This is a genomic window from Flavobacterium niveum (genome assembly GCF_055231775.1).
Genome location: NZ_JBUYSX010000001.1, coordinates 1147000 through 1161478 on the forward strand (window position 1 = coordinate 1147000; position 14479 = coordinate 1161478).

Sequence of the window (14479 nt, forward strand, 5' to 3'; positions counted from 1 at the left end):
TTAAGAAAAATAGCCTGTACTCAAAAAAATTGGTTACAGGCTATTGCAAACTAACCCAAATGCGGTTTATGTTATTGAGTTATACGCCTGAACTCAACATTGTCTACGTTTATGGTACTGCTGGCACCACCTGATTTTATCAGTACATACACGGTGCCGCTTTGTGTAAATGTAATAGGGTTACCACTACCGCCGCAACCTACCTGCGTAAGCAGCCCGCTGAACGATGACGTGGCACAGCCTGCCCAGGTATTCAGTTGCAGGCGTATACCGTCTGCACTGTAGTCGCTGCCCTGTGTAGGTGCGGTAGGCGATACGTATACTTCAAACCATGTGTTTGTAGATCCGCTGCCGCTTACCTTCATGTCTACTTTATAAGGCTGGCCTGCCACTACCTGTACCGGCTGGTAAATACCCTGCTGGTTAGAGCCCGATACTGTTATGGTAGCCTGTCCGCCGTCAAATGTCCATGCAGCGCCAGATGAGCTGATGTTCAGTATTTGCCATGCTCCCTGCCCTTCGGTAAACTTACCGTTCAGTATCAGGTTACCGGCTACCGGGTCTGGTGTGGTTACAGTTACCGTTTGTTCAGATACGCTGTTGGTACCACCTACGCGGCCCACAACGCGGTGCTGTATTTTATAGGTACCTGCATCGGGAAAGAAATACATATTGGCATTATTGCCTTTAATTTCACCCGAATCCTCAGAAGGGTCGGTAGGGTTGTACCACCTCCAGGTGTGGTATTGTATGTCGCTGTCTGTTGCGCCGGTAACGTTAATATGGTTACCTGACGCATCCTGCACCAGCGAAAAGCTGGCATCAAGGTCGGCCTGGGTTAGCGGGTTGCCGCCTTTCACCTCGTCCGGGGTACAGCCTGCAAGCAGTATAGCCGAAGCCAGGCTTAGGGCTGCAAACGCTTTATTTATAGTAAATAAATTCTTGTTCATAATCCTGATAATTAGTTGTAAGCTGGGTTTTGGGTAATCATGGTGTTAAGGGTCTCGTTTAGCGGTATAGGCCAGTGCTCGTGCTTACCGGCTACAAACCCGCGTGGCCCAAGTACTGTGGCAGCCTGGCCTGAACGGATAAGGTCGTGCCAACGGTGGCCTTCGCCTGCCAGTTCTTTGCGGCGCTCCAGGTAAATAGCATCAAGCGATACCGGGGTAGAGGCAAGGCCCACCCTGGCGCGAACGGCATCAAGCAGAGCCTGTGCCCTTGCACCCTGTCCGTTAAGTGCTTCGGCTTCCATAAGGTAGGTATCAGCAAGGCGGATGATGTAGGTATTTTGCCTGAAGTTAAGGTCGGCAGCACCACCGCCATCAGTTACATCGGTAGTACGCGGCATAAATTTCTTAAGGAAATAACCCGTATCCATATACCCCGGAGAGTAAGCAGCATCGCCGGCAGCGGCAAGGCCACCTACGTTAGCCAGCGTAGCATCCATACGCGGGTCGCCGTTTAGTACGGCCACAAGGCCCAGTGTAGCAGGGTTAAAGCTCCAGCCTGTCCTGTAGTTAGGGGCATTGCTGTTAGAAGCGCTGTAACCACGTGGGCCTACCATTACGTTAAGTGAGTTACCCTCATCATAACCAGAACCCCAGAAACTCCAGTCTGCATTACTTTTGTTAGTATGCGCACACTCAAAGATAGACTCAGCGTTGTATTTGTTGTCTATTACCCATAGGTCGGCAAAGTTAGCCAGCAGGTGGTTACCGTACTGATTAGTACCGCCCGGTGTACCGTTTACCTCTGCAAACTGTGCAGCGGCTTCCGCATTCTTGTGCTGGAAAAGGTATACTTTACCCAGTATGGCCTGTGCAGCACCACGGTTTAGCCTACCGGCTTCTGTAGCAAGGTTTAGCGTGGCAGGCAGATCCGGGATTGCCTCAGTAAGGTCAGTTTCTATTTGTGCATACACATCTGCCGCAGGGCTTTTTTCTATAGTATAGTACTGGCTCGGCGTAAGGTTAGTGGTATAGAACGGTATATCACCAAACATGGTTACCAGCTGGAAGTAGTAGTATGCCCTAAGTGCTTTTGCCTCAGCAGCAAAACGTTTTTTTACGGTTTCATCCATATCTACACCCGGCAGCTTGGCCAGCAGTACATTGGTACGGAATACCCCTTGGTAAAAATCGCTCCAATAGCTTTGTGGTAAAAGGTTTGGCGTTATGCTATAGTTAGACCAGCTTTGTATACCGGCACCATCGGTAGAGCTACCGCCACCGGCATAAAAATCATCTGAACCGGCATTTAGTATAGAAATCATGTTCTCAAAACCGCCCGATTGTTTCCTTACCACATCATAAGCAGCTACAACACCCGTATAGGCCTGTGCTTCGTCTTTATAGTAATTGTCTTCCAGGTAGCTTCCTTTAGGGTCTACTACAAGAAAGTCATCAGAGCAGCTGTACAGCGTTACAGTGGCTGTAAGTATAATTAAGCTTCTTTTTAAAGTCCTTGTTTTCATTTTTCAATTTTTTTTAATTACAACGATAAGTTAACGCCCATCATAAACGACCTGGCCTGAGGATAGTAACCGCGGTCTATGCCCGATACGTCTCCACCGATTTCCGGATCGTAGCCTGTGTATTTTGTAAAGGTGAACAGGTTTTCGCCGGTAACATATATCCTTGCTTTTGCCAGGCCTGCCTTAGATATGATTCCCGTAGGAAGCGAGTAGCCCAGCTGTACAATTTTTATCCTGAAATAATCGCCATCCTGAAGATAGAAATTAGACATGTTTGTAAAGTTCTTGTTGTTATCTACCGTAGATATCCTTGGGTAGCTGTTAGAAGTACCTTCGCCTGTCCAACGGTTTAGTGCTGCAGTCTGCCAGTTGGCATAGTTAAGGTCCAGCCTCCTAAGGCCCTGGAATACTTTATTTCCGCCTGCGCCCTGGCCAAACAGTGTAAGGTCGAAGTTAGCATACTCAAGGTTAATGGTTAAACCATAAGTAACTTTAGGTAGTGGAGAACCCAGATATTTACGGTCATCGGCAGTAATTTTACCGTCGTCGTTAAGGTCTTTCCACTTAAAGTCGCCCGGTTGTGCATTTGGTTGTATTATAGTACCATTAGAGCTGGTGTAGCTGTCTATTTCGGCCTGGTTCTGGAAAATACCGTTAGTTTGGTAACCATAAAACTCGTTATAGGCCGAGCCTACTTCATACCTTGTTATATTTCCCATAGACTGAAAGCCTGGGCCTAAATTAAACTCACGGTCTTCACCTACCGATGTTACCTTGTTTTTAAGTGTAGAGGCATTACCGGTAACCGATAGCTTAAGGCCGCCTATTTGTTTACGGTAAGTAGCAGAAATATCAAGCCCTGTGTTTTGCATGTCTGCAACGTTACCCAGAGGCTCACCGGTAGCACCTACGTAACCCGGTAGGCGTATGCCCTGAAGTATGCCCGAAGTTTTCTTTTTGTACCAGTCAAATTCAAGCGAGAAATCATTAAATAATGTGGCTTCAAAACCTACGTTTGTTTGGGCAGTTTCTTCCCATTTCAGGTCAGGGTTGCTTGGTGCATTAGGGCTGTAACCTACAGTAACGTTATAATCGCCCTGTCCTATGGTATAGTTACGGTTACCGCCTACAAGCGCAAGGTATGCAAAGGGGGCACCGGCATCACTACCTACAACGCCGTATCCGCCACGTATTTTAAGGTTTGTTACCACCTTGTTTTCTTTCCAGAAATCTTCTTTGGTAGGTACCCAGCCCAGTGAGAATGACGGGAAAGTACCGTACTTGTAGTTAGCACCAAATTGTGTAGAACCGTCGCGGCGTATAATACCGGTTACGAGATATTTTTCTTTGTAATCGTAGTTAAGCCTTGCAAATAACGATGTTACAATGTGTTTGCTACCTGTGTTAGACCACGCAATAATATCACTTGATGCGGTAGGCCAGTTAAATGAAGCATCAGCATGGGTATTTACCGGTTGGTTTTGGTAGGTAACACCCTGGCCATATGTATCGTTGTCTACATACGCTCCCTGGCCTCCCAATACGCTTACGTTGTGACCGTTAAATTCTTTGGTATACGAAATGGTGTTTTCTATATTCCACCCGAAGCCGCGGTTCGTTTCGCGGTACAGGCTGTTTTGGCTCTGGTTATTCTGGTTCGTATTCAGGTACGATTTTGGCGAGAAGCTCTCATTACCCCAGTACGATAGCTTACCACCTACGGTAGACCTTAGCTTAAGGCCGTCAAGCGGTGCTATTTCCAGGTAAGCATTGCCTATAAAGTTGTCTGCCCAGCCGTAGTTGCCTTCGCGCACTTTGGCATACGCCAGTGGGTTGCTCATTTCGTTTGCCACATCTTTAGAAATACCGTACAGGTTACCGTTATTGTCTCTTACGGCATACTGCTGTGCATAGTCGCCCGGGTTTGGCAGTGAAGGGATAATAGAAGGATCTGTAATAACTACCGGTGTGGTAGGGTCCAGGTTAATGGCTGAAGCCAGCGGCCCACCAAACTCGTTGTTTGTATTACCGATACCTATAGTTTTCTCATTAGAATAACCCAGTGTTTGCCCAACAGTTACATATTTCCCAATTTTATGTGTTGAGTTTAACCTGATGTTCCTGCGGATATAGTTTGATATGCTTGGCATAACAATACCTTCCTGGTCGGTAAGGCCCACAGACATGTAGAATGTAGATTTATCTGTACCGCCACTAACGCTCAGTTCGTGTTGCGACCTTTGCGCATCGTGAAAAACAACATCCTGCCAGTCTGTACCTTTTCCTAACGTAGCAGCATTAGGGAATGGCAGCTGGAAATTGCCGCCGGTGTAACCGTTTGCATACTGCTCATTCCTCAGGGAAGCATACTGCGATGCATTTAGCAGGTCGAGCTTCCTTGCAGCGCTTGATACACCTGCAAAGCCGTTATAGGTTACACTAAGCTTACCTGATTGTCCTTTTTTAGTAGTAATAAGGATAACACCCGTAGCAGCACGTGCACCATAAATGGCCTGCGAAGCAGCATCTTTAAGTACTTCAACAGATGCTATGTCGCTTTGGTTAAGGAAGTTGATGCCTCCGTTATCTACAATAACGCCGTCTACAACCCACAGCGGGTTGTTGTTGTTAAAAGAGGTAATACCCCTTACACGTATAGTAGCGCCCGAACCCGGCTGCCCGGCATTTTGTGCCACATACACACCCGAGGCACGCCCTTGTAATGACTGACCTACAGTTGTTACCGGCATGTTTTCAAGGTCTTTAGCCTTAACGCTGGAAATTGCGCCGGTTACCACGCTTTTCTTTTGCGTACCGTAACCTACCACTACCACTTCTTCCAGGGTTTTTGCAGAAGGGGCAAGGGTAGTGTTAATGGTGGTGCGGCCATTTACGGCCTCTTCAATAGAGGTGTAGCCTACAAAGCTAAACACCAGTGTGGCAGTTGGGCCTGCCTTAATCTGGTAGTTACCGTCAATGTCTGACGATACAGTGTTTTGGGTGCCCTTTACATTAATAGAAGCACCCGGAACCGGCATACCGGTTTCGTCTGTTACCTGCCCTGAAATGGCAGTTTCCTGCGCCCATGAGGTAAGCGCGAAGAGCAGACAAATTACATGGAAAATACGTAATTTTAAAAATTTCATACTCGTTAAAATTTGGGTTGATTATTTATTAATAATGAGCAATTATACGTCTATTTTTTCGTTTTTATCATTCAGTTTTCCTTACAAAAACACATCAATTTTAAATTTTGTACTATATAAAAACACATCAAAATATTTTTAAATATTTGATTATCAATAATAAAAAATATTTTTTATACTTAGTTAAATTGTTAATTTTGTACAAAATACCCTTACAAAGATGATATTTGTAGTTATAACGTTGTAGCTGATTATCCTTCAATTTGTTAGCTTTTGAAGCAAAGTTGAAAAATGGAGGTTTTTTTAGCAGATTATGTAATAAAATTCATATTCGAAAATGGCCTATTTGGAGTGATTTTACCTTATAAATGGCCTGCCAACTATAACGTTTTATTAAAAGAGAAGGATATTTAATATTTTAGTGCATCCAAAAACAACAATAATGCATTTTATACGACATATTTTTATCATACTACTGTTGCTGGTAACACCTGTAAGCGTTATGGCACAGGTAAAGAATATAGGGCTGCCCAAGATTATCAACTATAAAAAGTCGGATTATCTGGGCGGAGCGCAAAATTGGGATATAGGCCAGGATAAGAATGGCAACCTTTATTTTGCCAATACTGCGGGATTGCTACAGTTTAACGGTACTTCGTGGAGCAAGTTCATCATACCTAATGTTACAGTGCGTTCGCTGAAGGTAGCCGACAATGGCCGAATTTACGTAGGCGGCTATAATGAGTTCGGGTATTTTGAGGCAAATGATAAAGGCAAGCTGGTATACCATTCGGTTTCGCGGCTGGCTTCGGCCAATTCTAAAAAAATCATTGACTTTGTATGGAAAGTACATATAGTAGGTGAGGAGGTTTTTTTCCAGACGTTTTTCCGCACCTATATATATAGCAGGGGCAAACTGAGTATATTAGAGCCACCCAACCGTTTCCAGTTTTCATTTATGGCAAACGGTACCCTGTATTTCCAGGATATAGCAGCCGGATTGCTGGAATACCGAAATGGTACCCTTACAGCACTGCCCGGCACCCAAATGTTTAACGGCACCGAAGTATGGGGCATATTGCCTTTTACCAATAACCGACTGCTGGTTATTACCATGGATAAAGGCTTGTACCTGTATGACTTTAATAAGGTGGTGCCGTGGCAGTGCGACGCCAATGAATTTATCAGTAAGAACAATTCCCTCGGAGGTCGGATGCTTAACGGGCGGTTCATAGTGCTTAATTCGGTGCTGAACGGTGTTATTATCTGTAATACCGATGGCGATATTGTACAGCACATCAACAACAAAAAGGGATTGTTTAATAATACCGCCCTAAGTTCGTATACCGATTCCATGGAAAACCTTTGGCTGGGGCTTGATAATGGAATTGCCTATATTAATATCAACTCGCCGTTTACCTATCTCGGCACCAGCTTTGATTTGAGTTCGGTGTATTCGTCGGCTATTTACCAGGGCAACCTGTATGTGGCTACAAACCAAGGGGTATACAGCCATGCCTGGAGCCAGCCGTTTAAGGAGGAAAGCTTTTCGTTTACCCCCGGTACTACAGGGCAGGCGTGGTCGCTGGAAGTGCATGAGGGTGAAATGCTGTGTCTGCACAACCGAGGATTGTTTACCATTTCGGGCGGCAGGGCAGTGCGCTGGCTCGATGATAAGCGCGGTTACCTGGGCACTAAAGCCATACCCGGAAGGCCGGGCTACCTTATGGCGAGCAATTACCACGGTTTTGCGGTATTGGAACATACACCGTCGGGGTGGCAGTTCCGGAACCAGGTGGAGGGATTTGATATTAGCGACAGCCGTTTTGTTACCGATGGTGGTAATGTATGGCTGCTGAAGAACTTTGTGCTGTATAAGCTGAAGCTGAGCAACGACCTGAAACGCTTTGTAGTTACTAATACGTATTCATCGCTTTCTAAGGAGGTGAAATCCATAACCAGCGTGCAGATGATAAAGGGTAAAATATACCTGCAGGGCAGAAACCGCTTCTTTACCTACAATGCCGCTACCGACCACTTTACCGAAGATAAGGGCATGACGGAATTGTTCAGCCAGCTGCCCATGATTCGCTATTGCCTTGAAGACGAAAAGGGTAACATCAGTTATTTTTATGGGGATGCTTCTATGGGGATGCTCATGAAACAGCCAAACGGCAGCTATAAGGATGTGAAATCGCCATTCTCGGCCATAACAGGTAACCTGGTGTATTTCTTTGAATCAGTAAATACCATAGACGATAAAAATATTTTCATAGGCCTTACAGAGGGGCTGGCGCATTTTAACCCGAACCTGTATTATGGCAGTACCGCCAAGCCCAAGGCATTTATAAAAAGTTTCTCCTTTGGATTGGATACGCTGTATACCGGCAACCGCCCTGCCATTAAAGACATTGGTATACCGTTTAAGCACAATAGTGTGAAGTTTAACTTTTCATCGCCAACATATGATAACCCTGAGAACATTAAGTTCTCTTACAAGCTCGACGGCTTTGACGATAAATGGAGCAACTGGACCAATGTTTCGGTTAAGGAATACACCAACCTGCACGAAGGGAATTACCGTATGCTGGTAAAGGTACGTAACAGTTCCGGTGAACAGTCTGATCCGGCTAAGGTTTCCTTTGTAATAAGCCCGCCGTTTTACAGGCATCCGCTGGCTTATGTGGCCTATATACTGTTGGTGGCAGGTGGGGTGTATGTGGTACGCCGCAGGGTGAAGGCCAAAATACGCCAAAACCGCTACTACGAAACCCTGGAGCAGCGCCGTCTGTACCTGGAACGTGAAACCAAGATACGCCAGGAACAATTTGAGCTTGAAAAAGAAATAGAACGCCTTAAAAACGAGCAGCTTAAGGTGAAGATACTTACCAAGGATAAAGAACTGGTTAACAACTCACTACAGGTAGTGAAGAAGAACAAGATGCTGAACGGTATCATCAATAAGCTGAAGGACATTAATCCTGAGGTGATGGATGATGCCACACGAAACCAGTTTAACCGCCTGAACAAGACCATCAATAAGGAGCTGAATACCGATAAAAGCTGGAACAACCTGGAGAAGCACATCCGCAACGTGCATTTTGACTTCCTGAAGCGCCTTAAGGAGAAGTACCCAACCGTTACCCCACGCGAAATGGACCTTGCTACCTACCTGCTTATGAACATGAGTACCAAAGAAATAGCAGAGATTATGAACATAAGCGACGGGGGCGTGGAACTTGCCCGCTACCGCCTGCGTAAAAAACTGGATTTGCCCCGAAAAGAGAACCTTACCGGTTTCCTTATGAATATATAATTGCCAATTATGGCCGGTAGTTATCTTCGTTATTCACGTTAAATAGTGAGGGGAACAGGTACAATACTGTGGCTGATTGTATAATACCGTATGCAAAAGCGGCTTTTTGTATGCTGAATTTTTCGTTGGCGAAATAGGTAAAAAGGCTCAGCAACGTTTTTGGTAACGAATACAGTAAAGGGTATAATGCCACATGGTTTTCGAGGTAATATTCTTCAGAGCCGAAATTGGAAACTGCGTTGTATTCAGCTGAAAAACCAGTAACAGGAAACAACAGTACCATAAACAGCGCCAGTAATTTTTGTTCAGCCGTTAGGAAAAAATACTTACGCATTATGAGGCACAACACCACAAAATAAGCAATAATATAAGACATTTCGAATACCAGGTATTTATTGCTGAAATGATAGCTGGTCATGGGATTGGCTCTATAATCTGTCAGTAATAATATACCTATTCCACACACAAGCATTGGTGCCCAAAAGTAAGGCGTTGTATAGAAATTTTTAGCAAACAGGTCAAAGTTGGCACGAAACCCTTTAACGGTATATCGTCTAAGGCATACATACAGGAACCAAAGCAAGAAGACGGAATATATTTCTACCACAAAAAGTATATGGTAATAGGGATTACCCTGATTGGCTATCATACCATAGTTATGGCCTGCAAGTTCTATAAGGATATCAATACAGCTAAAAAGCGGTATGGCAATCCCCATTTCCTGAATACCGGACGAACCCCTTTCGCCCCAATAAGGGTTGGTTACAATAACGGTAGGGAAAAGAAACAGGAGTAATACCAATACACCAAACCTTTTCCGGAAGATGTAAAAGGCCACTATCAAGATAATTAGTATAACAAATAGTAGATTAACAAGCATAATTTCAGGTTTTTAAAAATCCATCCCCGCACAGGTTTAGCAGGGATGGAAAACAGGACATAAATTGGTAGGTTATATAATTAGTGGGTTGGCTTCCAGTCTATTTTTCGGGAGAAGTACATCACCGCGCCCAGTATGGCAAACAGGCCAAGGCTGCCGGCCAGCAGGGCATAATCTTCAAGCTGTATGATTACGTAGATAAAGGTGTACAGTACCGTAAGCGATGCACCTACCAGTAGTGTCAGTTTCTGTTGTTTCAGCACCGTGCGGGTATAGAGCGTTATCATAGCTACTACTGCCGTACCTGCTATAAGGTAAGCAAAGTTAAAACTGCTGTGTTCTGTAATGGAAATGAGCAGGGTGTAGAACATGATCAGCGCAAGCCCTATCATGCAGTATTGAAAAATGTGGATGAAAATTTTGCTTATCGTCTGTATCAGGAAGAATATCAGGAAGGTAAGGCCTATTACAAGGAAACCGTATTTTGCGGCACGCTCGTTTTGCTGGTATTCGTTGTTTTTTATATGAAATTCGGTATCAAGGCTATAGGCATCTAATTCAGGCAGCGAACCGAAGTACTGCTGTACAAACGGGCGGTTAAGGTGTGATACCTTCCAGTTGGCAGTGAAACCTTTTTTAGCATCAATATGCTTTTCTGCCGGTAAAAATTCGCCTGTAAATTTCGGGTCGGGCCAGTTGCTGTGCATGCTTACAGAGGTTAGTTTCCCTATCGGCACCATACTGATACTCTCCGTACCATTATAGCCAATCTTCAGGCTGAATTTTATGCGCCCAGAGGTCAAGTCTATCCCCAGTGCGGGTGTTTCCAGTGCTTCGGTTTTGCTTTTCGCTGATTGTACCACCGGCTCAAAGGCGTACGTTTTGCCATTCAGGGTTATGTTCAGGGCATCTTTAATGCTTTTCAGGTTATCGGTATTAATCAGTACGGTAGCTTTCTGCCATTGTACATTCTCGGGCTTTATATCTCCTTTACTGAAATCGGGTGAGTTGTAATACCCGCTGAAATCCATAGTACTGCCAAACACAGTGGTCTTGTAGTTATTACGGTGTTTTTCTTCGGTTTTTACTTCTGCATTAGCATTCAGGGTTTCCGGGAAAAAGTAGGCGTACATGGTTGTGGCAGTACGGTTTACCACTACTTTTTTTGTGGTTTGGTCGATTACCTGGGTGTCGGTATAGGATGTATACGGCACTTTAAGCACCGGGCCATAGAAGTAAACGCTGCCGCCCCATTGGCCGGCAATTTCCTGTTTTACACTTTCCTGCAGGCTCTGGCGTTCTTCTATAAGATTGGCTACATAAGCCAGCGGGATTAATAGTGCGAGTGTAAGTACGCCTATCATAATTACGCGTGCCGTGGTGCTTTGCATAAAGCCCTGCGGTTGTTCCTGTTGTGGTGTATTAATTGTTTCCATGAGAATTATGTTATATTGATTATTAAAGTGTAATGAGATGTATGTACAATATTGTTATTGGGATATTCATAAGCATTACCAATGTTTTCTGTAGTATCAGTAAAGCATGATGATAATTGGCAATGGCTATGATTAAGGCGAATCCTAACACAATAAGGTTGATGATTGCAGCAGCCAATACGTAAAACAGCCCCAAAACCATCAGGCTTTCTAAATGGGTAATGAGATAGGAAAGCAGTAAAACCGTACCTATGGCAAATGATATTACAAAAAGCCCTAACGGTATCCTGAGGAAATCTTTAATGTAAGGAGGGATTTCAGCATCAGGAATTTTGCCATAATGCTTTGGATTAAAAAAGTTCAGCAGTAGCTCCATAATAGTATCAGTTTAAAAAAGATGCGTATGCCCGTACCAGTTGTATGTATAAAAAGGCAACCGGAATATTGGTTAACAGCAGTAACAGCCTGTAGTTTAGTTCTTTCCTGTAAGGGCGTTCTGTAGAGGACATTATCATTGTAAAGACCACAGTTGTGATATTGATAAAAATAACCACAGCCGCACTGCCTATTACATAGTCACTGTTATAATAGTCCCACGCTACATTCAGCATGTAAAACAGCAGGCAGGTGCCGTAGGTAAAAGTGGCTGCCCATACCACTACGGGCAGCCACAACAGGATGGTTGGTTTGCCAAGGCGCTTCATGGCTCCTGTATCATGAAGGTTTCTTTAATGCGGCTTACCGGCAGGTGCAGCAGCCCCAAATGGTCGATGTCGTATACCCTTAATGCCGATTTTCCCTTGCGGTACATGCGGTAAAAGTGGGGCAGCTTCCACGGCATTATGGCCAGCCCGGCGCACATGGTAGCCAGTACCTGAAGGCTAAGGCTGCCGTTGCCGAACAGGTAGTATTGCAGGGCTATTTCGTCGGTAAGGGTGCTTTTCCCGGTTACCAACATTTGCAGTGCATCTTCGGGGAAGGCATATACATTTTGCCCGTAGTTGCTGCCTAACAGGAACTTACCTAATTGATAACCAAAGCTTTCCTCAGGATATTTAAGCAGGTTAAAGGCAGTTATTTTCCCGGTTTTGCGGTCGAACTCACGGCGTACGGCTTCGATTTTTTCTTTCATTGTTTCCATTGCATTGATAGTATTTTACTTTGAATTTCAAAGTTGAGATATAAATTTTTTTAGTTTTTAGAAGTGGTGTACAGGTCGAACAGTAAAAATTGCAGGAACCCGAACCCAAGCGTGATGCCCCATGCGGTATAGCAGGTTTCAGTATTGGTAATGCTGCCGGCTATTTCCTGTACAAGGTTAAGGGGGTGGCGCAGTATGTCCCAACTGTTGTAGCGCAGTACGCGGCCTATATAGATGCCCAGCCCGCTGAGCAGGCACACGCAGCCCATAGATAGTATAGCAGAGGTTTTGCCCCAAACCCTGGCAAGCAGTACGTAGATATTCTTCATGGAGGCCAAACCTAACTGGAAGCCGCTGATGCTAAACGAACCCAGCAACAGTATGTCTAACCAGAACGGCACGGTGGTTTCGCGTTTAAAGTGCAGGAAATCGGTAATCAGGTAGGGGGCATTGGGCAGCAGTACCAGCCAGGCCAACAGGGTAGGGTAGAGCAGGTAACGGTTGTTCCGTACACTGCTGAAGTTGGTGGCTATGATGCTCATTACCAAAGGCAGACCGGCGAGGAACAGGTTCCAGATGAGAAACATGTAGAATACTGACTGGGTCATTTTTACCCTGATGAGCAGCAGTGCTATGCTAAACACCGATAGCAGGATGATGGGGAGGTAGCGCCTGCTGTTTCGCAGTATATGGAATTTAAGTGTATCGTTCATGGTTATTGGTATTTAGGGGATTCAAAATCAATATGTATGGTGTCTTTTGTAATGCTTATTGTGGTTAAATTATCAAGGGGCAATCCATTTGTATAATATCCAAACCCGTAACCTCTTTTTCGTCCGTTGATTTTATAAGAGATTCCATAACCACCATCTACGTTTGGTACGTTATACATATTCAGGTTGTATTTTATTGTATCATAAGGCTTTATAGTCACATACTCTATGCTTGTATCATGCCCTGTAGTTACCATTACCGAATCGATTGTGGCATCTGTAGTATTAACTATTTCAAAGTGTGCTATATACCTCACGCGGTACAGGTAAGTGGCTATAACTATGATTATCATTATTAAAAATATTTTCTTTTTCATTATAAAGTACTTTGTTTTTCAAAGTAAATGGATAAAAAAATATCAGCTCTTTTGTATCAGTTTTTCAAGCGCGTCTATATGGTCCCGAAAGGCTTTACGGCCTTCATTGGTAGCTACATAGCGCGTGTTGGGCTTTTTCCCGATAAACTGCTTTTCTATGGTAATGTAGTTTTCGGTTTCCAGTGCCTTGGCATGGCTGGCCAGGTTACCGTCGGTCACACCCAGCAGTTCCTTCAGGGTATTAAAGTCGGCATACTCGTTTACCATGAGTATACTCATGATACCCAGCCGTATGCGATGGTCAAACGCTTTATTTATATGCTGTAAAATGTTCTTCAAAACTATTGTTTACGGTCGTATTTAAAATACATGATGCTGCCGTACAGTATGTGGCATACGCCAAAGCCCAGTGCCCAAAACTCAAGCCCGTAGCCTATGGCATAGGTGGCTATAAGGCCAATGATTATTACGGTAATACCTAGGTAGCGTACATCGCGCAGGGTGTACTTACTGGCGTTAACGCAGGCTAACCCATAGAAAATCAGTGTTACCGGGGCTATAAGCCCATAATGGTGCGACTGTACCAAAAGTAAGGCAAATGCGCCGCCTGTGCCAAGTGGTATGGCAAAATTTACTGCAAGCCGTATTGCGGTGCTGTTTAAAAGTGTGGTGCCCTGTTTTTTTGCCTTTGCTGCCGAGAGTATCAGGGCAGTGCCTACCGACAATAGCAGTACCGCCGCCATAATGCCCAGGCACAGCTTAAATTCATAGCTTTCAGGGGTTATGTAGCGGTAGTTGCTACCCACTATCATTTTGGCTGCATAGGCGCCTATAAGTGCATATACACCTGCCAATATACCCGAAAGGCCGCTCAGGGAGATGAACTGCGTAGAGCGGTCCATCATCTTTTTTATGTCCTGGATGTCCTTTAAATAATTCTCCATTTTTAAAGTACTTTGAATTGCAAAGTAAAATAATATTTTTCGGATGGCAATGC

At 44.6% G+C, this 14479-nt stretch carries 13 protein-coding genes; 1 reads left to right on the top strand and 12 read right to left on the bottom strand.

The features are described from left to right. Positions 1-71: 71 nt before the first annotated feature. From ACZIX4_RS04605 to ACZIX4_RS04615, 3 genes are read right to left on the bottom strand one after another with little or no spacing between them, the layout of a single operon-like run. Positions 72-950: a hypothetical protein gene (locus ACZIX4_RS04605; protein ID WP_463334436.1), complete on the bottom strand. Its 879-nt coding sequence runs from the start codon at positions 948-950 to the stop codon at positions 72-74. Positions 951-961: 11 nt separating this feature from the next. Then, the gene (locus ACZIX4_RS04610; RefSeq protein ID WP_463334437.1) at positions 962-2473 is read right to left on the bottom strand and encodes a RagB/SusD family nutrient uptake outer membrane protein; all 1512 of its coding nucleotides are present in this window, start codon (positions 2471-2473) and stop codon (positions 962-964) included. Positions 2474-2490: 17 nt separating this feature from the next. Then, positions 2491-5619 (bottom strand): SusC/RagA family TonB-linked outer membrane protein, encoded by a 3129-nt coding sequence (locus tag ACZIX4_RS04615; protein ID WP_463334438.1) that lies wholly within the window; start codon positions 5617-5619, stop codon positions 2491-2493. A 442-nt stretch (positions 5620-6061) separates the two neighbouring features. On the opposite strand from ACZIX4_RS04615, the gene ACZIX4_RS04620 reads away from it, so the two are divergent. After that, positions 6062-8935: a triple tyrosine motif-containing protein gene (locus ACZIX4_RS04620; RefSeq protein WP_463334439.1), complete on the top strand. Its 2874-nt coding sequence runs from the start codon at positions 6062-6064 to the stop codon at positions 8933-8935. A 7-nt stretch (positions 8936-8942) separates the two neighbouring features. On the opposite strand, the gene ACZIX4_RS04625 is transcribed toward ACZIX4_RS04620, so the two are convergent. From ACZIX4_RS04625 to ACZIX4_RS04665, 9 genes are all read right to left on the bottom strand, one after another. Next, positions 8943-9815, bottom strand: a complete 873-nt coding sequence (locus ACZIX4_RS04625) for a hypothetical protein (RefSeq protein ID WP_463334440.1) — start codon at positions 9813-9815, stop codon at positions 8943-8945. A gap of 80 nt (positions 9816-9895) precedes the next feature. Next, complete coding sequence (gene creD, locus ACZIX4_RS04630; RefSeq protein WP_463334441.1) at positions 9896-11251, bottom strand: cell envelope integrity protein CreD; 1356 nt, start codon at positions 11249-11251, stop codon at positions 9896-9898. 22 nt (positions 11252-11273) lie between these two features. Next, entirely contained in the window at positions 11274-11627 is a 354-nt protein-coding gene (locus ACZIX4_RS04635; protein ID WP_463334442.1) for a hypothetical protein, read from the bottom strand. 7 nt (positions 11628-11634) lie between these two features. Continuing rightward, positions 11635-11955 carry a hypothetical protein gene (locus ACZIX4_RS04640; RefSeq protein WP_463334443.1) on the bottom strand — a complete coding sequence of 107 codons (321 nt, stop codon included), beginning with the start codon at positions 11953-11955 and terminating at the stop codon, positions 11635-11637. Beyond that, positions 11952-12383 carry a hypothetical protein gene (locus ACZIX4_RS04645; RefSeq protein ID WP_463334444.1) on the bottom strand — a complete coding sequence of 144 codons (432 nt, stop codon included), beginning with the start codon at positions 12381-12383 and terminating at the stop codon, positions 11952-11954. Before ACZIX4_RS04645 ends, ACZIX4_RS04640 begins: the two co-directional genes overlap by 4 nt. 59 nt (positions 12384-12442) lie before the next feature. Continuing rightward, positions 12443-13105 (bottom strand): DUF1361 domain-containing protein, encoded by a 663-nt coding sequence (locus ACZIX4_RS04650; protein WP_463334445.1) that lies wholly within the window; start codon positions 13103-13105, stop codon positions 12443-12445. Positions 13106-13107: 2 nt separating this feature from the next. Then, positions 13108-13482, bottom strand: coding sequence for a hypothetical protein (locus ACZIX4_RS04655; protein WP_463334446.1), 375 nt, complete (start codon positions 13480-13482; stop codon positions 13108-13110). Positions 13483-13524: 42 nt separating this feature from the next. Further along, positions 13525-13821 carry a winged helix-turn-helix domain-containing protein gene (locus tag ACZIX4_RS04660; RefSeq protein ID WP_411407978.1) on the bottom strand — a complete coding sequence of 99 codons (297 nt, stop codon included), beginning with the start codon at positions 13819-13821 and terminating at the stop codon, positions 13525-13527. A gap of 2 nt (positions 13822-13823) precedes the next feature. Next, entirely contained in the window at positions 13824-14426 is a 603-nt protein-coding gene (locus tag ACZIX4_RS04665; RefSeq protein WP_463334447.1) for a hypothetical protein, read from the bottom strand. Between the last annotated feature and the right edge of the window lie 53 nt (positions 14427-14479).